The sequence below is a fragment of the Labrenzia sp. THAF35 genome (genome assembly GCF_009363595.1).
Taxonomy (GTDB): domain Bacteria; phylum Pseudomonadota; class Alphaproteobacteria; order Rhizobiales; family Stappiaceae; genus Roseibium; species Roseibium algicola.
The window spans coordinates 5,209,441-5,230,757 of the sequence record NZ_CP045380.1; the positions used below are offsets into that span (position 1 = coordinate 5,209,441).

The following is a 21,317-nucleotide window of genomic DNA, read 5'->3' on the forward strand; positions in this document are numbered from 1 at the left end:
AGGGCCGACCGGTTCAGGTCAGCCCACCAATACCTCAATTGTCTCACGCCGCCTGCAGCGTGACTTTCCGACGTAGCTTTTCGGCAATCGGCTTCTCGTCTTCATAGAAGCGCAGAACCCCGTCACCCCGGACCACTTCCACCCGGCGCACCTGCGAAACCAGCTCAGCCACTTCCGGCATTTCAAGCGACGCCTTCTGGTCGGAGCCCCAGTCCGAGCGATCCAGCGTGACATGCCGTTCAATGGAACACGCCCCAAGAGCGGCGGCACAGACGCTTGGCAGGATACCTTCTTCGTGACCGGAAAAACCGATCTTCAAATGAGGGAAAGCGTCCTTCAGGGTCGAAATGCCGAGCAGATTGATCTCGTCATCGCGCGTCGGATAGGTGGAGGTGCAGTGGTACAGGCAGGCGATCTCGCCGCCGGAGCGCTCGATCACGTCAACGAAGCTCTTCACCATTGCCATGTCGCTCATGCCGGTGGAAACCAGCAAGGGCCGGCCACTGCGAGCGCAATACTCAAGGAAATCCCGGTCGGTCACCATCGCGGAAGCGACCTTGATATAGGGTGTGTCGTAGTCCAGCAGGAAATCGACGGAGCCTTCGTCCCATGGCGAGGCAAACCAGTCGATGCCCAGTTCCTTCGACAGCTTGTCGATGCGGTCGTAGTCGGCCTTGCCGAATTCCAGACCGCGCTTCAGATCGCCGTTCGTTGCGCCGAAGACGTTTTCACGGGGACGTGCCAGCTCTTCAGCGGAATAGACGACGTCGATCGTACGCTTTTGAAACTTGACTGCGTCGCACCCGGCCTCCTTCGACTTGCGGATCATTTCGAGGGCCTGGTCGATATCGCCATTATGGTTGATACCGATTTCGGCAATCACATAGGTTCGACTGTCGGAGATCATGGCTCAGTACCTTGATGTTTGGCCTGCAGCGTTCAAGTGGCCCTGCTGACTTGCCATTTTTAAGACAGATTCTTGCCACTGCAGGCAATGTCTGTCCACCCGCGAACCCCATATTAGGGTGTATCGACCCTGCTTTCTTTGGAAAACCCAAAATAGATCATTAATAAAGCCGCGGGGGCACGTGTTAAACACGCGCCCCCGGCCAAAGATCTAAGCATTAATAACAGATTAAGCCGTTGCCGACTCAGCCGACAAACGCACGCTCGACAACGAACTCTGCCGGCTTGTTGTTTGCACCTTCGGTGAGGCCTGCTTCTTCCAGAAGCGCCTTGGTGTCCTTCAACATGTCCATGGAACCGCAGATCATGCCGCGGTCAACGGCGGGATCGAGCGGCGGCACGCCGAGGTCTTCAAACAGTTTGCCGGACTTGATCAGATCGGTGATACGGCCCTGACGCGGAAAGTCTTCCCGGGTCACGGAGGTGTAGTGGACCAGCTTGTCCTTTGCGAACTCACCGATCAGCGGATCGTTGATGGTTTCCTGCACGAGGTCCTCGCCGTATTTCAGCTCGGAAACTTCACGGCAGGTATGGGTCAGGATCACCTGGTCGAATTTTTCGTAGGTGTCCGGGTCACGGATCAGGCTCGCAAACGGTGCGATGCCGGTTCCGGTGGAGAACATGTAGACGCGCTTGCCGGGGATGAGCGCATCGTTCACCAGCGTGCCGGTCGGCTTCTTCTTCATCAGCACGGCATCACCCGGCTGGATCTTCTGAAGATGAGACGTCAGCGGGCCGTCTGGAACCTTGATGGAGAAGAACTCGAGCTCTTCGTCCCATGCCGGGCTGGCGATGGAATAAGCGCGATAGAGCGGCTTGCCGTCGATCATCAGACCGATCATCACGAATTCCCCGGACCGGAAGCGGAAGCTCGCCGGGCGTGTCATGCGAAAGCGGAACAGGCGGTCCGTGTAATGCTGGACGGATTTCACTTCCTCGACGAAAGCGCCAGCCGGGGCGGCAGCTTCGAGGTCGGCGGGTTTGGCAAGTACGTTCATGTCAATCTTGGTCCGTATGTCAGCGCTCGTATTAGATTGTGCCTCATGTAGCACTAGTCCAGCCTTGACTTGAAGCAACTGCGATCCACTAAACGCACTTAGTTCAAAAAAATCATTCTAAAAATGTTCAAGATTCCGGCCTGCAGGCGTTCGCAGGCCTTTCCTGACAGGCCATCCGGCGATGCCGGACGGCCACATCACCTGCATTACACGTCAGCGTCTTTCTTCAATTGTCGTCACGGTTTCCCGAAAGAAATCGAGCTTTCCGTGGTCTTCGTGGCTGAGGATATAGGTGATGCTTTCGCATTCGCAGTTCCTGACAGGATAGAAGAACCGTTGCTCGAAACGGGTCAGGAACCATCCCTGCCCCAATGCCTGGGAGGCGAGAGCGAGAATATGTGTTCCCTTCGGAAAAACGTCCTGTGCAAGGCGCTGCAGGACACCAGCCATTTCCTCCAGCCCGGAGGCCACCTGCCAGGCAACGTCGGTTTCATCGCGGTAGTGGTCGATACGGAAGTCCAGTTGTTCCGACAGTTCGCCGAAGAGTTCCGGTGACCCTTTTTCAAACAGATCAAGCACACGATGAATGGCGATCGGTTCGGTTCGAGGCAGCGGAAAGGTTTCTGACGCAGACAGGGGCATTGCGGAATTCATCCGGGAGTTCCTTCGGTACGGCGTTGCAATTGACCGCCCGAGTTGTGCCCTCGACTTATTTCGCAGTATACTCCTATGCTTTCTATCATTGATATAGGCAATTCCTATGCTTGAAGTGACCCCGCTTCGCTATTTCGTCAGCGCCTTCGAATTGGGAACGATCAGCGCGGCAGCCTCGGGACATGGTATTTCCCAACCGTCCTTGTCCCAGGCCTTGCAGAAACTTGAAGACGCAATTGGAACGTCGCTGTTTGTCCGTTCCCGTACCGGGTTACGCCCGACACCGGCTGGTCGCGATTTGTATCACCATGCCCAGTCTATCCTGCGGGCTGTCGGAGAGGCCGAGAACCGCTTCCTAAAAGCCCCCCCGCTTCGCCTGAGCCTCTATACGGCGCCCGATATTCTGCTTCCCGCGTTTCAGGGGGCTTTCCATGCCCTGCGCACCACTTATCCGACACTGGAGATGCGTTTCGAGCAGGCAGCGGCGGACGCGGAACTTTCTCTGGTCGACAAGGCCTGTTCCCCCAAGAGCCACAAGTACCGGGAACTCTACAGCGAGCCTTACGTACTTGCCGTTGCAAGGTCTCATCCGCTGGCCGGGCGCAACAGGATTTCCATGAACGACCTTCAGTCCGTTTCCCTGATCTCCCGCAGGTATTGCCCGAATTACGATGCCCTGCTGGCTGAATTCGCCCTGGCGGGCCTGCCGTTGAATGTTTCAGCTGAAGCGGTCAACGATCAGCAGGTACTGGAATTGGCCGGATTGGGCTTTGGCGCTGCCATCCTTCCAGCCGGTCATTTGAAGATGAAGGATACTTTGACTGGCGTCCCGCTCGACCATGAAGGCCTGGAGCGGCGCAGCGTCGGCATCGCGGTGAAAAAGACAGCATTTGCCGATGAAATGTTCCGCACCTGGATGACGGGCTGGGCAACGTTGCCAATTCGTTTGTGACATTTACGAGAATATCAGGTCTGTAAGCGTTTTTTATTTGACAGATAAATACAAACTGCAAAACTTGCTGAAAGCCAAAGACAAATGGCAATAATACCTTCCATAGAGGCACAGTAAATGTCCGGACGCGCGCACGATGAATCAGGCCAGAAGATAGCATTCGTGCTCATGGAGCGATTTTCCATGAACGCTTTCGCCAGCGTTATCGAACCTGTCAGAATAGCAAATCGCCTTTTGGGAAGAGAGTACTACCAATGGACAACTTATTCGCTTGACGGGAATCCCGTCACGGCGAGCAACGGCTGCGAAGTCGCGGTCAAAAAATCTATTCGCGACCTGCACGATGCAGACATTACACTTTTGTGCACCGGCATCGACGTCGAGCGCCTGCCGCTGGACACGGAACTCGGCAACAAGCTGCGCCGTCTGAACGCAATGGGCCGCACCTTTGGCGCCATCTGCACCGGTGCCTATCTGCTTGCCCGGTATCATCTTCTCGACGGTCGCCGCTGCACCATCCATTGGGAAAACCTGAGATCCCTGCGGGAAGAATTTCCGGATGTCGAAGTAACATCCGATATCTTTGCCATCGACCGCAACTGCATCACCTGTGCCGGCGGCATGGCGTCGCTCGACATGATGCTGCGCCTGATCGCGATCCAGCATGGTGCCTATCTTGCCCATGAAGTTGCCGAAGTCGCGCTCTACCAGAACATGCGTTCCGGCGAATCTGCACAGCGCCATGACATCGAGGCCCGGACCGGCATTTCGAATGCCAAGATCCTCGACGCGATCCGGATCATGGATTTGCATATCGAAGACCCGCTGAGCTGCCAGCAACTTGCGATGACGGTCAACCTGTCGCCGCGCCAGCTGGAGCGCCTGTTCCGGCGTCATTTCAACTGCACGCCCGGCCAGTACTACTTGCGCCTGCGCCTTGAAACCGCGCGCGACCTGTTGCGCCGGACCAGCCGCCCGGTGCTGGATGTCGCGTTGGCCTGCGGCTTTGCCTCCACCTCGCATTTCACCAAATGCTACCGCGAGCGCTTCCTGTGCACACCGACGGAGGAACGTCAGTCCTACCAGTGGGCCAACACCAAGACGACATCCGGGGTCGGCACCGCCACCCCCATGCGGCTGATCGCCAAGTAAGACGCGGCCTGAAAAACCAGTCCTCGAACGCCGCGGTCTTCGCGGCGTTTTTTTGTAGCCCGCCATGGTCATCCCGGACGTAGCGTAGCGAAGATCCGTGATCGGTGAGCCGAGATCTGGCGAAACAAGCCGAAGAAGACAGCGAACACAACGTTGCCTCTGTCCCGGCTCGCGCTTCGCTTGGCCGGAATGACGTTGGAAACGAAAGTCCTTGGCTGCGCTCCCAAGCGCCACGAATTCTGCCGGAAAAAGCTAGAGCAGGCGCCAGAGACCCAGTGGAATGAGGTAAAGGCCAAGGGCGAGGATGGCTGCCAGCACGAGCCGGCGGAAACCGGCCTCCGACACTTTCTTGCGCGTGTGCTGTCCAAACCAGACGCCGGACAGGGCCGGTACGACCAGCGCAGCAGAGGCCACTGCTTCCTGGCCTCCCATCAGTCCGAAACCGCCAAGTGAAATGCCGAGCGCCGTTGTCGACAGCAGGAACAAGAGACCCATTGCCTGGATAAGTTCGTCTCGCGTGAGCCCCAGCGCCTGCAGATACATGACACCGGGCACCGTGTAGGACCCCGTCAGTCCCGAAAGGACACCGTTGACCAGCCCGACGACCACTCCAACCGGGACGACCCGGTTTTCCGGAATATGCAGCACCAGCCCTGCAAGCATCGGCACCGCGTAGGAAACCATCAGTATCCCCAGAAGCAGGTCGGCGGCACCTTCCGGCAACTGGGTGAGGATGAAGGTTCCGGCGGCGAGCATTACCACAGCCGACACCAGAAAGGGCCAGAGACGGGGCAAGAGAACGCGCAGGTAACCACCTGACAGGCTTTGCCAGAGGTTGGTCAGAAATGCCGGCCACAGGATAAGGACCATCGCCTTTTCGACACCGACAAAAACAGTCATCAGGCCAAGCCCGATTGTCGGCAATCCGAAGCCCACAAGCCCCTTGATGAACCCTGCGCTCAGAAACACCAGCACGGCAATCAGTATCAGTCCCGGACCGGCTGCGCCTAAATCCGTCACGCCATCACCTGTTGCTGCATGGGGTCTCTTGCTTCTTCTATCCGTCGCCCGTGGGCAGAGTGTAGCCTTCGATCAGCTTGTTCAGCTCACCGGATTCACGGCGACGCTGCAGCTCCTCGTCAAAGGACTCCAGCATTCTTATACACGGTGTCGCGCGGGAGAACAGGAAATGAACCGTGTTGACAGCCGCAGACCACGGCAGGACTTCGACCTTCCCTTCGACCCCGGCTTCCTGGATCATCATCTCGCCGTCCCGGCGTGCAATGACCAGATAGTCGGCCTTATCCTCTGCCAGCAGGTACATGTTGGTCTTGAAGTCGTCGAAGGGTTGCCGATCGATGGACAGTTTGGCAGCCGCATAGGTCTCGAACTCTGCGCCAAACGATGCCCCGAACGGTGCAACGCCCCTCAGTCCCGCAAGGTCTTCAAGAGATGCAGGGCGGATATCCAGGCTGGTGCGGACAAAGACACCGACATCTTCGCGCATGACCGGCAGACTGACGCCGAACTTGGCGAGCCTTTCGTCAGTCAGATATGCCCCCGCCAGGACGTCGATCTGACCATGCTCAAGCAATGTCAAAAGCCGTTTCCACGGCAGATCCGGCCCCATGACCAAAGGCAAATCCAATGCTGAAAAGATTTCAATTGCGAGGTCGGGAAACACACCGTTGAGGCCGACATCGGCTTCCTGGCGCATGGAAATCGGGTACCAGACACTGGAACCGTTCAACTTGACGGAGGAACAGTCATTCGTGTCGGCACGGGCAGCAGAAGACAGCGTCAAAGCCAGGCAAGCAAGACCCGAAACCAGTATTCTCTTTCTCAAATGATTGAAAACACTCATTTTATACCGCTCAAACAAAGCCATGAATGAAGTCAGGCACATCAGTGAAACTTCTTTTGACTAATCGGTCAATCAAAAAAACACGTTTTACGTGTGCATGCGTTGTATTTGCGGTTTCATTTTGACAACGGCATCTACGGCTCTTGCAAAAATTCACAATAAGATCCCTGCGGTCATTTTCTTTGAAACCTGGAAGATGCTAGCCTTGCCGCATGAGTGCCCCCCCCCTGCCCCGGCTGCCGAATCGTATCGCTCGGCAGCTCTTCCTCGAAAGACACGGCCTTGCATCCGCCCCCAAGGGAACCGGAAAAGGCGATGATCTTGCTGCGGTCATAGACCAGATCGGCTTCGTGCAGCTCGACAGCATCAACACTGTCGCCCGCGCGCACCACATGATCCTGGCTGCCCGGCGACCAGCCTACAAGGAAAAGAACCTCAAGCTTCTTGCCGAGCGTGACCGGCATCTGTTCGAGCATTGGACGCACGATGCGTCGGTCATACCGACAGAGTTTTTCCGGCATTGGCGCCTGCGCTTCAGCCGAGACAAGGAAAACCTCATCAACAGGTGGCGCAACTGGCACCAGAACGAGTTCGAACGGAAATTCGACGAGATTTTGAACAGGATCAGCGACCATGGTCCGGTCACGTCGGCATCTGTCGGAGAAGACGAGCAACGCAGCAATGGCGGCTGGTGGGAATGGCACCCCTCGAAGGCAGCACTCGAGTTTCTGTGGCGCACCGGCGAACTGTCGGTTACCGGCCGGAACGGGTTTCAGAAAGTCTACGACCTGACGGAACGGGTCATTCCAGCGCAACACCTCAATGCTGCTCATGACTTTGAAGAAACGACAGAATGGGCAGCTCGCTCCGCGCTCGACAGGCTGGGCTTTGCGACCTCCGGCGAGATTGCTGCCTTCTGGGACCTGATCACGCCACAGGAAGCCAAGGACTGGTGCACGGCAGCAAAGGCTGCGGGCACGATTACCGAAATTGAAGTTGAGTGTGTCGATGGATCCTGGCGGAAGGTGTTCGCCTATCCGGAAACGCTGGATACCGTTTCCGAGCTTCCAGAACCGCCTTCGCGGGTGCGGATCCTGTCGCCGTTCGATCCTGCACTTCGCGACCGCAAAAGGGCCGAGCGCCTGTTCGGATTCTACTACCGGATCGAGATCTTCGTTCCTGAACCGAAGCGCCAATACGGCTACTACGTCTTCCCTGTCATGGAAGGCGACCGTTTGATCGGCCGCATCGACATGAAGGCACTCAGGAGCGAGAACAGGCTTCATGTGCGGGCCTACTGGCCGGAACAAGGCATCAGAGCCTCAAAGGGCCGAGAGGCCAAACTACAGGCGGAGCTGGAACGCACCGCCCGCTTTGCCGGCGTTTCCGACATCACCTACGAACCGGATTGGCAACGGACGGCCCTTTAGCCGTCCGCACCGTTGTTTCCAATGCTGGCCGGTCATCCGGCCAACACCATGGGTCAATCATGTGGTCAGCTCGCCACCCTTTCCAACAGGTGCTTACGGGCCAGAGCGCGTACCTCTTCGAAAGTCCAGTCCTTCACCAGTACGCCATTGCGGTAGACCGTCTGCAACTGATCGGTTCTGCCGCCAACCGCTTCGAGACGAACCGCGCTCAGCACTCCGTTTTCCAGGACCGTCGCCTGCCGACCGGCCTTGGAGGCCTTGCCGGGATCGGTCGCCGGGTTCTTGGAGACATCGCGCCAGATACCGTCAGCGGTTTTCATCGCATTTGCCTTCATGGCAAAGCGCATCGTGTCCCGGTTGACCTGCTGCAACAGTCCCCCGCCCATTCCGACGGCGATGTTGTCGACCGACCAATTGCGACGCACCAGCTCTTCCACCAGTTGCCTGATGGTGTCGAGCTTCATGCCGTCACCCTGAATGACTCGAACCGACGGATGCAATACGCGCGCACCCTTGCTGTTTTCCGAGCCGCCGTAGTGCTGCCAAAGGGTTTCCATAACCTTCAACGGCATTTCGACAGGGTCGCCGGAATCCGGGCGGATGACGACCGTTGCCCCCGATTTCAGCACCTCGGCCTTCAACCGGCCGCACCACAGGTTCTCGACAGCATTGCCGAGATCGTAGCTGTCTGAAACGACCGCCACCAGAGCATTGGGACGGCCAAACTGCACCAGCATGTTCCGGTACGCGTCGACTTCCCGCTCACGACCCCAACTCGTCATAGTCGAGTGTTCAGCTGCCGGGATCGAAAAACCCGCCACATCTGCGCCGTACCAGGTCATGGCCGCTTCCAGAACTTCCATGGTGTCGGTGCCGGCAAAGTTGACCAGATGGGCCATGCCGCCAAGAGCGGCGCTTTCGGCAGAAGATACACCGCGCGCGCCAAAATCGTGCAGCTTGAACGGGATCTGGCTGTCCGGATCGTCGGACGTGTCCAGAAGACCGCGATACAGGATCTCCTTGCACTTGAAAGACAACGTGGCAACCGTCGACGGGTACCAGACCGACCGCAACAAGGCGGTTTCCACCCAGGTCGTCAGCCAGGGCATGCGCTCGTCGGTGTTTTCCACCTGAACAAGCGGCACACCACTCGGTGCCAGTGTTCCTTCCGGCAGCGCCTTGATCTCCAGCGGAAACAGGCCACCGTGATCTGTCAGGATCTGTTCCCAACCTTCCCGGTTGAAGGGAACGCCATGGGCGGCACAGATCCGATCAGCCGCCGCAATGTCCGATGCCGTGATCGGCTTGAGAAGCACGTCCTTCAAGTAGGTTTGCAGCCCGAAGAACAGGACGCTGTCCGAAAACGGATTGGGCCTAGCTTCCAGGTAAGCAGAAATCCTGCGGGCCTCGGGAGGGTATTGCTTGAAATGCGACTGCTTGTAGCTGTCAGTCGCCAGAAGTGGATTTGTCATTGTGAACTCCTCACGTGACAGGTGCGATTGCCTGCGGGCCTCCCCCGCGGGCGCTGTTACAGGTCCGCCATCAGCTGGATGATGGACCAGTGATCTTCGAAGAACTGCTCGGACTTCAGATCGCCAAGGCGATGCCAATTGGCTGACCTGGCATCGTCACCACCCGTGACTGAAAACAGTTCGCGCCGTTCGGGCAGACGAAACAGAAACGCGTGGGTGATGATGCGGCCACGCAACGACCGGTCAGGATGGTCGAAGACCCTTGTCTTGGTTCCGTCTATGAAAGACGCCAGCATCGCCGGGGGTATTTCTCCCTTGTGGTCGCTGATGGCGGTTTCTTCCTTCAACTCGCGGATCGCGGCATCCTTTATGCTTTCACTGGGATCAAGGAAACCGCCGGGCAGAGCCAGCAATCCCTTGCCGGGAGCCTGGCCGCGCTCGACCAGAAGAATGTTTCCGGACTGGATGACGACGGCATCCACCGTCACGAACGGTCCCCTTCCCCATTGCCCGGGATAGGCATCCAGGTACTCGGCCTCTTCCAGAAGTGCACGAAAGGTCTCCGTCAGAACAAAGGCTTCCAGCCACTCCACCACGCCGGCCGACAGAACCGACCGCGATATGACCGGGATGCGCTGGAACAACTGCCTGCGCACGTCTGTCGACGAGAAGGTGCCGTATTGGCTGGCCAGCTGCACATTGCCCCATTCGGGAAACAGCTTGAGATAGTAGCTCGTGCGGTCCTTGCCATAGCCTGCAAGCGCGATCTCGATATCCTGCAAGCCATGCAGAACGACACCGCCCTTGTTGTAATCGGCAAGCACGGTTTCATTGACGGCCCGCTGAACCTCGGCGCACCAGGCAGCATCCGAATAGGGATGATCCGAAACAGGCTTCAGGATCAGACGGCCGGTGGTCAGCTCGTGCTTGAACACCTTTGCGAACATTTCTTCGCGTTCGGCGCAAGTGAAGGGATTTCGCGGGGTGCGCGCCTGACCGGAAGACCCGATCAGCACGATCAGCGTATCGACTTGTTCCAGCGCAGATCTAATGGCGGCCTCATGGCCGGCATGCAACGGCTGAAAGCGGCCGACAAAAACGCCGTAGTGAAATTTGGACATTCGAGCCTCCCTCGAATTTTTGGAATGCAGCCGAACTCCTCGGCTGCATCTCATCTAATACTCATTTTGAGCATTAGCAAGAGAATAATGCTCAAAATGAGTATTATTCTCTTGTCGATCCGGAAATTGCCGCGATTACGCCGGTGAGATCCCTGCCTGGCGATGTGCCCTGCCGGAACCAAGGACCTGTTCAACGCGATAAAATGGGCGCATAATTTCTCTGTTTCGAATGAATGAAACTTGGGAGAATACGATGACCGTCGAACGCGCCATTCTTCTCGTGGTCGGCCTGTTGATACTTGCGTCGGTATTGCTGGCTGTCTACGTCAATCTCAACTGGCTTTGGCTCACCGGAATTCTCGGCGCCCATCTCGTCCAGGCGTCCTTTACCGGACTTTGCCCGGTGGTGATGGTCCTGAAAAAGCTGGGTTTGCCGCAGAAATCCGGCTTTGCCTGAAACGGTGCAACGCCACCAGGAAAGAAACGCGCGCGAAAAGATCGCCCTCGATCTGATCGAGAGCGATCTTGCATCACTTGATTGTTGACGTAGCTGCTGAAGTTCCCTTCGCCATTCAGCCGGCTCAGGTCCAGCTGAGGACTACCTTGCCGGCTTCGCCGGACTTCATGGCAGCAAAACCTTTTTCGAAATCATCGACACCAAACCGGTGCGTGATGACATTGCGCACGTCCAGACCGTTCTGCAGCATGGCAATCATCTTGTACCAGGTCTCGAAAATTTCCCGGCCGTAAACGCCCTTGATCGTGATGGCCTTGAACACGATGCGTGACCAGTCGACGGGCGACTTTCCAGGCGGGATACCAAGCAGTGCGATCCGACCGCCCATCACGAGGTTCTCGACCATCTGATCGAGCGCTAACTGACTGCCGGACATTTCCAGGCCGACGTCGAAGCCTTCCTTCATGCCGAGTTTCTTCTCGATGCCTTTCAGATCTTCCCGGGCGACATTGACCGGCACCACGTCGGCCACCTTCGTTGCAAGGTCAAGACGCGCCTGATTGATATCGGTGATAACGACATTGCGCGCCCCGACATGACGGGCAACAGCAGCAGCCATGATGCCGATCGGACCGGCTCCGGTGATCAGAACATCCTCTCCAACCAGATCGAAACTGAGTGCGGTATGAACCGCATTGCCGAGCGGGTCGAGAATGGCGCCGATCTCATCGTCGATCTCGTCCGGCAAAGGCACAACATTAAAGGCCGGCAAACGCAGATATTCTGCAAAGGCACCCTGCTCGTTGACGCCTATGCCGCGGGTTTCCGGATCCAGATGAAACTTGCCCGCGCGAGACTGGCGTGAGTGCCGTCCGATCAGGTGCCCCTCGCCTGAGCATCGCTGTCCGATTTCAAGGTCGGTGACGTTCTTGCCGAGTTCGACAATTTCGCCGGCGAATTCGTGACCGGTAATCATCGGCACCGGCACGGTCTTCGACGCCCAGTCGTCCCAGTTCCAGATGTGAATATCCGTGCCGCAAATGCCGGTTTTATGGATCTTGATCAGAACGTCGTCCGGACCGATTTCCGGCACCGGCGCGCGAGTCATCCAGAGGCCCTCTTTCGGCTCGGACTTGGACAGCGCCTTCATTTGGTTGCTGGTCATGACAGAACCCCCGTCGCCTTGCCGGCCTTTTCGAAGGCTTCCAGTGCGCGGTCCAGATCGGACCGGGTCAAGGCCGCGTTCATCTGCGTGCGAATGCGGGCCTGACCGCGCGGCACCACAGGAAAGAAGAAACCGGAGACATAGACGCCTTCCTCAAACAGCTTTGCCGCCATTTCCTGGGCCAACTTTGCCTCGCCCAGCATCACCGGAATGATGGGATGCTCACCCGGCAGAAGCGTGAAGCCGAGCGCTTCGAGGCCTGCACGCCAATAGCCGGCATTGTCGAAGAGGTTCTTGCGCAGATCGTCGCCCTCTTCCACCAGGCGGATGGCCTCAAGACCGCTCATGACCACTGCCGGTGGCAGGGAGTTGGAGAAGAGATAGGGCCTTGCCCGCTGGCGCAGCAGGTCGATGACCGGCTGAGGCCCGGCAATGTAACCACCAATGCCGCCGCCCAGCGCCTTGCCGAGCGTTCCGGTCAGGATGTCGACATCAACCCCGAAATGCGCCGGTGTGCCCTCGCCCTTCGGCCCCATGAAACCGGTCGCGTGGCAATCGTCGACCATCACCACGGCATCATATTGCCTGGCGAGTTCGGTCACCCCCGGCAGGTTGGCCAGATAGCCGTCCATCGAGAAGACACCGTCGGTCGCGATCATGATGTGGCGGGCACCGGCGGCTCGGGCTTCCTTCAGCTTCGCTTCCAGATCCGCCATATCGGAATTGGCGTAGCGATAGCGCCGGGCCTTGCACAGGCGAATACCGTCTATGATCGATGCGTGATTGAGCGCGTCCGATATGATCGCGTCCTCAGGGCCAAGCAAAGGCTCGAACAAGCCGCCATTTGCGTCAAAACAGGCCGCGAACAGAATGGAATCGTCCTTGCCGAGAAATTCAGCCAGGCGTTGCTCAAGTTGCCGGTGAATGTCCTGCGTTCCGCAAATGAAGCGCACGGACGCCATGCCGTAACCCTTTGGCTCAAGTGCCTTGCGCGCCGCCTCCTCGAGAGCCGGATGATCGGCCAGACCCAGGTAATTGTTTGCGCAAAGGTTGATAACCTCGCGCCCGCCAACCGTGATCAAACCGCCCTGCGGCGAGGTGATCAACCGCTCGCGTTTGTAGAGCCCTTCGGCCTCGATTTCTTTTAGCGTCTCGGAAATATGCGACAGAAAGGCATCGGACACAGGGCTTCCTCCGGCAAAATGGATATTTCCTCCACTATGCCGGATATTTGTCCGGAATAAAAGATTCGATTTCCGGTATCACGGATTCTTGCAACTGCCCTTCTGCAAGATCCAGGCGATCGCATCAGCCTTTCCGGCCAGGAAATATCCGCAGATACTAACGCATTACAGTGACACCCGCCATTCGAAAACCTGCATAGAGCAAGGCAACCCCGGCGCATTTGTTGACGAGACCTACAACCCAGTTCTTCATCTCACCACGGGTCAGGCGATCCCCCAGAAAGGCATATGCCGTGTAGGATGTCAGGTCGATCAGGAAAGTCGTCACGCCCATGATCAGGATCTGCGGAACAATGGGTGCATTGATGTCGAGAAACTGGGGCAAAATGGCTGCGAAATAGAGCAATGCCTTCGGATTGGCGAACTCGATCACAAAGCCCTGGGCGAACAACGCCTTCAGCCTGGACTGCCGCCCGGACCGTTTGACGCGGATTGCGCCTGCCGGCGTGAAGAGTGCGGTCAGACCCAGCCAGACGAGATATCCTACACCGGCCCATTTGATTACCGAGAACACCAGGTTGGAGGCAATGATCAGTGAGGCAATGCCGGTTGCCGAAAGCGCAAAATAAACGGCATTGGCAGACGCAATACCAAAAACGCCACCAAGTGCCCGACGCCCACCATTGGCCGCCCCTTGCGACGCAACGGCCACGGCCGCCGCACCGGGAGAGAAAACCACGACAGCTGTCGTGACAAGAAAGATCAGATAGGTCTCGAACTGCATTGCTTTCTCCTGCGCTCGCCAGATTTGCCGAGAACTGCTGCTTCGCCTAAGCGGCCGCGACAATTTCGATTTCGATCATCCACTCGGGTGTCAGCGTTCGAACCACAATGGCCGTGGTCGGGACGCGTCGGGTGCCCAGCGCCTCCAGTCGTGCGGCCTGGTTCTTTTCGGCATGGCCGGGATCTGAAAGATAACTGGTGACGCGGACGATATTGTCGGTCGTCATATCCGCTTCAGTCAGGATCCGGCGCAGGTTCGCCCAAACCAGATCGAGCTGCTCTTCCAGGCTCTCCGGAGCCCGGCCGATTACATCAAGCCCCATGGTGCCGCTGACGAAGAGCAACCGCCCTGCACCAGTCACTTCCAGGGCATGCACATAATCCGGTGTTGCCGGGTAAATGCCCTTGTCCGGGTTGATTGTCCGCTCCATCAAGTCGAAGATCCTTCTTCCGAAATCTGTTTCGGAAATGACTGTTCAGACGAACACGATTCACCGCAACAAGGATCTGGCCGAATGAAATCAAATAAAGAGACCATTCAGAAAAACAGCACCCCCGGCCGCCCCGTGGACGCATTCGACCGAAGAATATTAGGCGAGCTGGTGCGCAATGCCCGACAGACCTATGCCGAGATCGGGACCAAGGTCGGGCTGTCCGCACCGGCGGTGCATGACCGGGTAAAGCGGATGATCGCGTCCGGAACCATCGCCTCCACCAACGCCGCCATTGATCCCATGTCTGTCGGCAAACCGTTTCTGGCTTTCGTGCATGTGGATGCCAGCGGATGGGGCAAGAGCGAGCGGATGATGAAGCTGCGGGACTTTCCGGAAGTGGAAGAGCTCCATTCGGTCACCGGCGACTGTTGTGTCATCCTGAAGGTGCGAACGGCCAATGCCGACGCGATGGAACGCTTCCTTGCACAGGTCTATGCCCTGCCGGGCGTACGGGCGACCAGAAGTTATGTGGTGCTGACGACGTATCTCGACCGGCCGGTGCAGGCGGAAGTCACGGAAACCTGGCCTGATGTCCCGCTGCCGGCTATGTGAAGGTCAAGGAAGCGCTCGCGGCCTTCAGAACTTAATCACCATCAGGATCGCCCGGGCCGGGCCGCCAACGGCTGCAATGCAATGGGGCACGTCGGCGGCATAGCGAGCTGTGTCCCCTTTTCCGATGACACCTTTGGCCACACCGGACGTGACTTCAAGCTGTCCGTCTTCGGCTATCAGTTGCTCCCGCGTTCCACGTTCGTGCGGTTTGCTGTCGAGCTTTCCATCTGCCGCGAATATCAGCTCATAGATTTCGAACCGGCCTGTGTCCTGCGGCGGTGACAGAATGCGGATCTTGCAGCCGTCTCCCGCCCTGTCGAGCGCCGGGGTCTGATGTTCGTGCACGATCTCGACCCGATCCTCGGCTGCCTCCTCCCCCAGAAGACCTGCAAAGTCGACATTCAGGGCCCTGGTCAGATTGAGCAGGGTCGCGACAGTCGGGTTCGACTCCCCGCGCTCGATCTGGCTGACCATGGAGCGGGAAACGCCGGAGAGCTTTTCAACGGCCTCAAGCGAGAGCCCCTGGGCACGCCGCGCTTTCTTGAGGCGGGCCGGCAAACGGGAGAGAATGTCTGAATCTGTCATTACGGAACTAAAATCCGTTTCGCCAGATATTGCAATTTACTTTTCCCGTCATCCAACTGTCACAAATCATGTAAGCTTTCTCTCGGCCAGGACCTGAAAACAGGAATGGCCATCGTCTTCCGGGGGGAACACATGAAAGCGATACCACGTCTATATTTTGCCACGGCCGCACTTTTTGCCCTGATCGGCATGGCCTGGGGCATCCACATGTCCGCGACCACTGATCACACGCTTGCGCCAGCGCACGGGCATCTCAACCTGATCGGCTTCGTGATGATGGCCGTCTTTGGTGCCTACTACGCCCTTGCACCAAAGGCAGCCGCCTCGCGCCTTGCGCTCTTCCACTACGGATTGTCGGTTCTCACCGTCATCGTACTGGTGCCCGGGATCGTATTTGCGATCAACGCCGAAGGGGAAATCATGGCCAAGGCCGGCTCTGTTCTGGCGGTTCTGACCATGCTGGTTTTTCTCGCAACAGTGCTGCGCAACCGCGCCGATTGAGTTGCCGTCGCTTCCGGGGCGCATCCTGTCGCTTTCGGAACATTTGCTGCACCGCCCTCTCCCATAGCGTTCCGGCACAAGTCGGGGCGGTGCAAAACCGCATCCGGAAAACAAGAAATCGGAAACGCTTCGGAGAGAGAGAACACATGGCCAGCGATATTGAAATTGCCCGTGCAGCCAAGATGAAACCCATTCAGGAGATCGGCACACGGCTGAATATTCCCGAAGACTCTCTCCTGCCCTATGGGCGCACCAAGGCCAAGATTTCGGCCGATTACATTGCCAACCTCAATGGCCGCAAGAACGGCAAGCTGATTCTGGTAACGGCGATCAACCCGACCCCGGCCGGCGAAGGCAAGACGACCACAACGGTCGGTCTTGGCGACGGTCTCAACAGGATCGGCAAGAACGCGATGATCTGTCTGCGCGAACCTTCGCTCGGCCCCTGTTTCGGCATGAAGGGTGGCGCAGCCGGCGGCGGCTATGCGCAGGTCGTCCCGATGGAAGACATCAACCTGCATTTCACCGGCGACTTCCACGCTATCACCTCGGCCCACAACCTGCTCGCCGCCCTGATCGAGAACCACATCTACTGGGGCAATGAACTGGGCATCGACATTCGCCGCGTGGTCTGGCGCCGGGTGATGGACATGAACGATCGCGCACTGCGTTCCATCGTCTGTTCGCTTGGTGGCATTGCCAACGGCTTTCCGCGTGAAGCAGGGTTCGACATCACCGTCGCCTCCGAAATCATGGCCATCCTCTGCCTGGCCACCGATCTCGAAGATCTGCAGAAGCGGCTCGGCGACATCATCGTTGCCTACCGGCGCGACCGCACGGCGATCACCGCGCGCGAACTGGAAGCGGACGGCGCCATGACCGTGCTGCTGAAAGAAGCAATGCAGCCGAACCTGGTGCAGACGCTGGAAAACAATCCCGCATTCATCCACGGCGGCCCCTTCGCCAACATCGCACACGGCTGCAACTCCGTGGTTGCTACCCAGACAGCCCTGAAGCTGGCCGACTATGTGGTGACGGAAGCTGGCTTTGGCGCAGATCTCGGTGCCGAGAAGTTCTTCGACATCAAATGCCGCAAGGCAGGCCTCAGCCCGGATGCGGTTGTCATCGTCGCCACCATCAAGGCCTTGAAGATGAATGGCGGCGTTGCCAAGGAAGACCTCGGCAACGAGAACGTCGAGGCCGTAAAAAAAGGCTGCGCCAACCTTGGTCGCCACATCGAGAACGTCAAGCAGTTCGGTGTTCCGGCAGTTGTGGCCATCAACCACTTCACAGCAGACACGGAAGCGGAAGTTCAGGCCGTGCGGGATTACTGCGCCGAATTCGGCGTTGAAGCGATCCTGGCGACCCATTGGGCCAACGGCTCCGCAGGCACCGAAGAACTTGCCACCCGTGTGGCAGCCCTTGCCGAAAGCGGCGCGGCGCAGTTCGCACCGCTCTACGACGACAGCCTGTCCCTGTTCGAGAAGATCGAAACCATCGCAAAACGGATCTACCGGGCAGACGAAGTTCTGGCAGACAAGTCTGTGCGCGACCAGCTCAAGCGTTGGGAAGCCGACGGGTTCGGTCATCTGCCGGTCTGTATGGCCAAGACCCAGTATTCCTTCACGACCGACCCGCAGCGCCGAGGCGCCCCGACCGGCCACAGCCTGCCGGTCCGCGAAGTCCGCCTGTCGGCAGGGGCCGGTTTCATCGTGGCGATCTGCGGGGAAATCATGACCATGCCCGGCCTGCCGCGCGTGCCGTCAGCCAACCACATCAAACTGGACGAAAAAGGTCAGATCGAAGGTCTGTTCTGATCATTCGGGATTGATGCCGAATACCAGTAAAGGCGGGTCTCAGGACCTGCCTTTTTTGTGTGGCGTGCGGTCCACGGTCTCTCAGCCTACGGCGGAATGACATCGCTTCAAACGCTACACAAGAGGAACTGAAACGGCATGGATGCCATGGTCGAGCGAAGGCATGACGAAGACAAGGCAAAGGTGGAGCGGTTTGCCTGCCAACAAATTGCATAATCCATCAAAGAAAGTACCAATCCGTCACTTCCTCCGTCATTGCAGGGCTCGACCCTGCAATCCATACCGAAACATCGCCTCGAACGAAGGCCGCACTTGCGTAAGTCAAACAGCGTGGATGCGATGGTCGAGCCACGCATGAAGAAAGTTGAGATTTTGGCTAGTCAGCGCGGTGTGGGTTTCGGCCGAGCAGAACGAGACCGATTGCAGCCAACAACAGGGAAAGGCCCGAGAAGACGGTCCGTGTCTGGTTCCACACCTGCCAAGGCTCGGAATAAGACCGCCAGAGCATTGCCGCTTCATTCAGGTTTTCCGGGATCGCTGCCTCAGCAAGCTCGAGGTTCATCGGCACGTTGACCAGGAACGTCAGCATGATGCCACCCAGCACATAAACGATTGCTCCACCTACAAAGGCGACCCCGGCTGCGCGCCGGCCAGACAACAGGCTGAAGACCCCGGCAAGAGCAACAACGAAAGGCGTGCCGAAGAAAGCGGGCGCAAAAACGGCGTTCCGGACAGACGCGTTCATGGCCTGCATGGCTGCTATCGCAATGCGAGGATCAGTGGCATCCAGGCCCCACATGGTTGAGCAGACCCAGGCATAGAAGAAACCGAAGATGGCCCCGGCAAAAACAATCGCCAAAAGACCGGTTCCAAGCGCAAGTCGATACATCACAAACTCCAAACCGTAATTAAGTGTACGGATTGTAATTTCCGTAACATCGATTACGGTTTTGAGCAAGCGACGGAGAGAACGACATGCGGGCGGAAGCCAGGGAACGACGGAAAGCAGCCATAGAAGCGGCGGCGATCGAATTGCTGCTGGATCAGGGCTATGACAATCTGTCGATGCTGGCAGTCGCCAAAAAAGCAAAGGCCTCCAACGAAACGCTCTACCGTTGGTATGGAGACAAGACCGGGTTGTTCAGCGCCCTGGTGGATCGCAATGCAGAAAACATTCGCCAGTCACTTCGAGAGTGTATTGAAAACAACCCGTCTCCCACCGAAGCACTGCGGAACTTCGGCCGACGTCTCCTGGGCGTTCTTTCGAACCCGGCCGCAATCGCTCTCAACCGTGCAGCTGCCGCCGACACGACCGGCACGCTTGGAACTGCCCTCGCGCAAAGCGGTCGCGACGCGATCAGGCCGCTCGTAACCGACCTTGTCGCGAAGGTTCAGGGCGACGGACTGCTGACAGGCCTTGAGACGGAAACCGCGGCGGAAATCTATCTGTCCCTGCTGATCGGCGATCTTCAAATCCGGCTGGTGACACGCGCCGTGACTGAATGGTCGGAAAACGACATCGACGCCCGTGCGGAAACCGCCTGGCAGGGCGTGAAGCTTCTTTCGGCAGGCAGCGCCACTGCCTTCTCGTAAGTTTAGACAGCTACAAACATTTCCCGTCACCGTACAAAATTGACATTGAACGGCCTGGCTTGATTTCCCTGTCGCGTAAACGACTAGCCGTGTCGCTTTGGAGATATCGGCGAATCCGGCTTGAGGCATAAGGTTTTGCACTAAGTTGATGGCCGTTGTGCCTGGTTGGAGCTGCCCATGTCTGACGAAGACGATATTGATCTCGCCTCCCTTTCTGACGACGAACTTGTCGAGCAGATGCATGACGACCTCTACGACGGTCTTCAGGAAGAAATCACGGATGCCGTTAACATCCTTCTGGAACGTGGCTGGGTACCTTACGACATCCTGACAAAGGCTCTGGTAGAAGGCATGCGGATCGTCGGCGTCGACTTCCGCGATGGCATCCTGTTCGTTCCCGAAGTGCTGCTTTCCGCCAACGCCATGAAAGCCGGCATGGGCATCCTGCGTCCGCTGCTGGCGGAAACCGGTGCGCCGAAGGTTGGCAAGATGGTCATTGGCACCGTGAAGGGCGACATCCACGACATCGGCAAGAACCTTGTCTCGATGATGATGGAAGGCGCAGGCTTTGAAGTGATCGACATCGGCATCAACAACCCTGTCGAAAACTACCTTGCGGCCATTGAAGAGCACCAGCCGGACATTCTCGGCATGTCGGCTCTTCTGACCACCACCATGCCCTACATGAAAGTCGTGATCGACGAAATGAAGGCCAAGGGCATCCGGGACGATTATATCGTGCTCGTTGGCGGGGCACCGCTGAACGAGGAATTCGGCGAAGCCGTCGGTGCTGACGGTTATTGCCGCGACGCGGCCGTTGCTGTGGAAATGGCGAAAGATCTGATCGCCCGCCGCCACAACATGCTGGCCAACAAGGGCTGACGGCAATGTTCAAGGAGGCTGCCGAAATGTTGGTGGGCGAGCCTCTCTTTCCGGTTGAAACGGATGGGAGCGCGGACGACAAGGCCGGCCGCGTTCTTGTTATTGCCTGCGGGGCTCTGGCACGCGAAATCGTTGCCATCCGCGAAAAGAACCGCCTCGATCATCTCGACATCACCTGCCTTCCGGCGAAGCTTCACAACTCACCGGAAAAGATCCCTGATGAAGTCCGCCGGGCCATCCTCAAGAATGCGGACACCTATTCCGACATTCTGATTGCCTACGGCGATTGCGGAACCGGTGGCCTGCTCGACAAGGTGCTGGAAGAAACCGGCGCGAGACGCATCGATGGCGCGCACTGTTATGCCTTCTTCACGGGGATAGACGAATTCGACCAGATGGAAGACGACCAGCTCGGCACCTTCTACCTGACCGACTTCCTGGCCCGTCACTTCCAGACCATGGTCATCGAACCGCTCGGCCTCGACTGGCACCCGCATTTGCGGGACATGTATTTCGCTCATTACACCCGTGTTCTTTACCTTGCGCAGACCGATGACCCTGCCCTTGAGGATGCGGCGCGGCGCGCGGCAGACCGGCTGGGTCTGCCGTTTGAAATGCGCCGAACCGGGTATGGATTGCTTCAGCCGTTTCTGGACAAGGGCCAGGCGGACTGAGCGTCGCAAAATAGCATCCGG

Annotated in this window: 23 protein-coding genes; 10 read left to right on the forward strand and 13 right to left on the reverse strand. The window is 57.9% G+C overall.

Annotated features, from left to right (window positions below; translation table 11 throughout):
• Window positions 1-43: 43 nt before the first annotated feature.
• The 3 genes from FIU93_RS23965 to FIU93_RS23975 all read right to left on the reverse strand — a co-directional run bounded on the left by FIU93_RS23965 (window position 44) and on the right by FIU93_RS23975 (window position 2,618).
• On the reverse strand, window positions 44-907 hold the full coding sequence (locus FIU93_RS23965; RefSeq protein ID WP_023003886.1) for an N-acetylneuraminate synthase family protein: 864 nt from the start codon (window positions 905-907) through the stop codon (window positions 44-46).
• 244 nt (window positions 908-1,151) lie between these two features.
• Window positions 1,152-1,964 carry a ferredoxin--NADP reductase gene (locus FIU93_RS23970; RefSeq protein ID WP_023003885.1) on the reverse strand — a complete coding sequence of 271 codons (813 nt, stop codon included), beginning with the start codon at window positions 1,962-1,964 and terminating at the stop codon, window positions 1,152-1,154.
• A 213-nt stretch (window positions 1,965-2,177) separates the two neighbouring features.
• The gene (locus FIU93_RS23975) at window positions 2,178-2,618 is read right to left on the reverse strand and encodes a hypothetical protein (RefSeq protein WP_173017398.1); all 441 of its coding nucleotides are present in this window, start codon (window positions 2,616-2,618) and stop codon (window positions 2,178-2,180) included.
• Window positions 2,619-2,724: 106 nt separating this feature from the next.
• Between FIU93_RS23975 and FIU93_RS23980 the strand changes: the two genes are divergently transcribed.
• Window positions 2,725-3,570, forward strand: coding sequence for a LysR family transcriptional regulator (locus FIU93_RS23980; RefSeq protein WP_152506984.1), 846 nt, complete (start codon window positions 2,725-2,727; stop codon window positions 3,568-3,570).
• 117 nt (window positions 3,571-3,687) lie between these two features.
• Window positions 3,688-4,722, forward strand: coding sequence for a GlxA family transcriptional regulator (locus tag FIU93_RS23985; RefSeq protein ID WP_023003882.1), 1,035 nt, complete (start codon window positions 3,688-3,690; stop codon window positions 4,720-4,722).
• A gap of 252 nt (window positions 4,723-4,974) precedes the next feature.
• Here the strand turns inward: FIU93_RS23985 and FIU93_RS23990 are convergent, their stop codons facing one another.
• Together FIU93_RS23990 and FIU93_RS23995 are read right to left on the reverse strand one after the other, a co-directional pair.
• Window positions 4,975-5,742, reverse strand: coding sequence for a sulfite exporter TauE/SafE family protein (locus FIU93_RS23990; RefSeq protein ID WP_077290147.1), 768 nt, complete (start codon window positions 5,740-5,742; stop codon window positions 4,975-4,977).
• 37 nt (window positions 5,743-5,779) lie between these two features.
• Entirely contained in the window at window positions 5,780-6,586 is an 807-nt protein-coding gene (locus FIU93_RS23995; RefSeq protein ID WP_173017399.1) for a transporter substrate-binding domain-containing protein, read from the reverse strand.
• 212 nt (window positions 6,587-6,798) lie between these two features.
• Here FIU93_RS23995 and FIU93_RS24000 point away from each other — a divergent pair, with 212 nt between their 5' ends.
• A complete protein-coding gene (locus FIU93_RS24000; protein WP_152506986.1) occupies window positions 6,799-8,016 on the forward strand; it encodes a crosslink repair DNA glycosylase YcaQ family protein in 1,218 nt (405 codons plus the stop codon).
• 65 nt (window positions 8,017-8,081) lie between these two features.
• On the opposite strand, the gene FIU93_RS24005 is transcribed toward FIU93_RS24000, so the two are convergent.
• Together FIU93_RS24005 and FIU93_RS24010 are read right to left on the reverse strand one after the other, a co-directional pair.
• Window positions 8,082-9,488: a nicotinate phosphoribosyltransferase gene (locus FIU93_RS24005; RefSeq protein WP_152506987.1), complete on the reverse strand. Its 1,407-nt coding sequence runs from the start codon at window positions 9,486-9,488 to the stop codon at window positions 8,082-8,084.
• Window positions 9,489-9,544: 56 nt separating this feature from the next.
• Window positions 9,545-10,609, reverse strand: coding sequence for an NUDIX domain-containing protein (locus FIU93_RS24010; protein WP_152506988.1), 1,065 nt, complete (start codon window positions 10,607-10,609; stop codon window positions 9,545-9,547).
• A gap of 253 nt (window positions 10,610-10,862) precedes the next feature.
• Here FIU93_RS24010 and FIU93_RS24015 point away from each other — a divergent pair, with 253 nt between their 5' ends.
• A complete protein-coding gene (locus FIU93_RS24015) occupies window positions 10,863-11,066 on the forward strand; it encodes a YgaP-like transmembrane domain (protein WP_031270681.1) in 204 nt (67 codons plus the stop codon).
• 124 nt (window positions 11,067-11,190) lie between these two features.
• Here the strand turns inward: FIU93_RS24015 and tdh are convergent, their stop codons facing one another.
• From tdh to FIU93_RS24035, 4 genes are all read right to left on the reverse strand, one after another.
• Complete coding sequence (tdh, locus tag FIU93_RS24020) at window positions 11,191-12,216, reverse strand: L-threonine 3-dehydrogenase (RefSeq protein ID WP_209010446.1); 1,026 nt, start codon at window positions 12,214-12,216, stop codon at window positions 11,191-11,193.
• 11 nt (window positions 12,217-12,227) lie between these two features.
• Window positions 12,228-13,415 carry a glycine C-acetyltransferase gene (locus FIU93_RS24025; protein ID WP_152506990.1) on the reverse strand — a complete coding sequence of 396 codons (1,188 nt, stop codon included), beginning with the start codon at window positions 13,413-13,415 and terminating at the stop codon, window positions 12,228-12,230.
• 157 nt (window positions 13,416-13,572) lie between these two features.
• Entirely contained in the window at window positions 13,573-14,199 is a 627-nt protein-coding gene (locus FIU93_RS24030) for a LysE family translocator (protein WP_152506991.1), read from the reverse strand.
• A gap of 46 nt (window positions 14,200-14,245) precedes the next feature.
• A complete protein-coding gene (locus FIU93_RS24035) occupies window positions 14,246-14,629 on the reverse strand; it encodes a RidA family protein (protein ID WP_152507695.1) in 384 nt (127 codons plus the stop codon).
• 84 nt (window positions 14,630-14,713) lie between these two features.
• Here FIU93_RS24035 and FIU93_RS24040 point away from each other — a divergent pair, with 84 nt between their 5' ends.
• Window positions 14,714-15,244, forward strand: coding sequence for an Lrp/AsnC family transcriptional regulator (locus FIU93_RS24040; RefSeq protein WP_152506992.1), 531 nt, complete (start codon window positions 14,714-14,716; stop codon window positions 15,242-15,244).
• Between the two features lie 24 nt (window positions 15,245-15,268).
• Here FIU93_RS24040 and FIU93_RS24045 read toward each other — a convergent pair whose 3' ends face one another.
• Window positions 15,269-15,829 carry an XRE family transcriptional regulator gene (locus FIU93_RS24045; protein WP_023003870.1) on the reverse strand — a complete coding sequence of 187 codons (561 nt, stop codon included), beginning with the start codon at window positions 15,827-15,829 and terminating at the stop codon, window positions 15,269-15,271.
• A gap of 132 nt (window positions 15,830-15,961) precedes the next feature.
• Here FIU93_RS24045 and FIU93_RS24050 point away from each other — a divergent pair, with 132 nt between their 5' ends.
• Window positions 15,962-16,330 carry a hypothetical protein gene (locus tag FIU93_RS24050; RefSeq protein ID WP_209010221.1) on the forward strand — a complete coding sequence of 123 codons (369 nt, stop codon included), beginning with the start codon at window positions 15,962-15,964 and terminating at the stop codon, window positions 16,328-16,330.
• A 146-nt stretch (window positions 16,331-16,476) separates the two neighbouring features.
• Entirely contained in the window at window positions 16,477-18,147 is a 1,671-nt protein-coding gene (locus FIU93_RS24055; protein WP_152506994.1) for a formate--tetrahydrofolate ligase, read from the forward strand.
• A gap of 376 nt (window positions 18,148-18,523) precedes the next feature.
• Here FIU93_RS24055 and FIU93_RS24060 read toward each other — a convergent pair whose 3' ends face one another.
• Window positions 18,524-19,036 (reverse strand): anthrone oxygenase family protein, encoded by a 513-nt coding sequence (locus FIU93_RS24060; protein WP_152506995.1) that lies wholly within the window; start codon window positions 19,034-19,036, stop codon window positions 18,524-18,526.
• 86 nt (window positions 19,037-19,122) lie between these two features.
• Here FIU93_RS24060 and FIU93_RS24065 point away from each other — a divergent pair, with 86 nt between their 5' ends.
• The 3 genes from FIU93_RS24065 (at window position 19,123) to FIU93_RS24075 (ending at window position 21,296) form a co-directional block, all read left to right on the forward strand.
• Window positions 19,123-19,740, forward strand: coding sequence for a TetR/AcrR family transcriptional regulator (locus FIU93_RS24065; RefSeq protein WP_152506996.1), 618 nt, complete (start codon window positions 19,123-19,125; stop codon window positions 19,738-19,740).
• 177 nt (window positions 19,741-19,917) lie between these two features.
• Window positions 19,918-20,622: a B12-binding domain-containing protein gene (locus FIU93_RS24070; protein WP_031270674.1), complete on the forward strand. Its 705-nt coding sequence runs from the start codon at window positions 19,918-19,920 to the stop codon at window positions 20,620-20,622.
• A 26-nt stretch (window positions 20,623-20,648) separates the two neighbouring features.
• On the forward strand, window positions 20,649-21,296 hold the full coding sequence (locus tag FIU93_RS24075) for a DUF1638 domain-containing protein (protein WP_055656430.1): 648 nt from the start codon (window positions 20,649-20,651) through the stop codon (window positions 21,294-21,296).
• Window positions 21,297-21,317 lie beyond the last annotated feature (21 nt).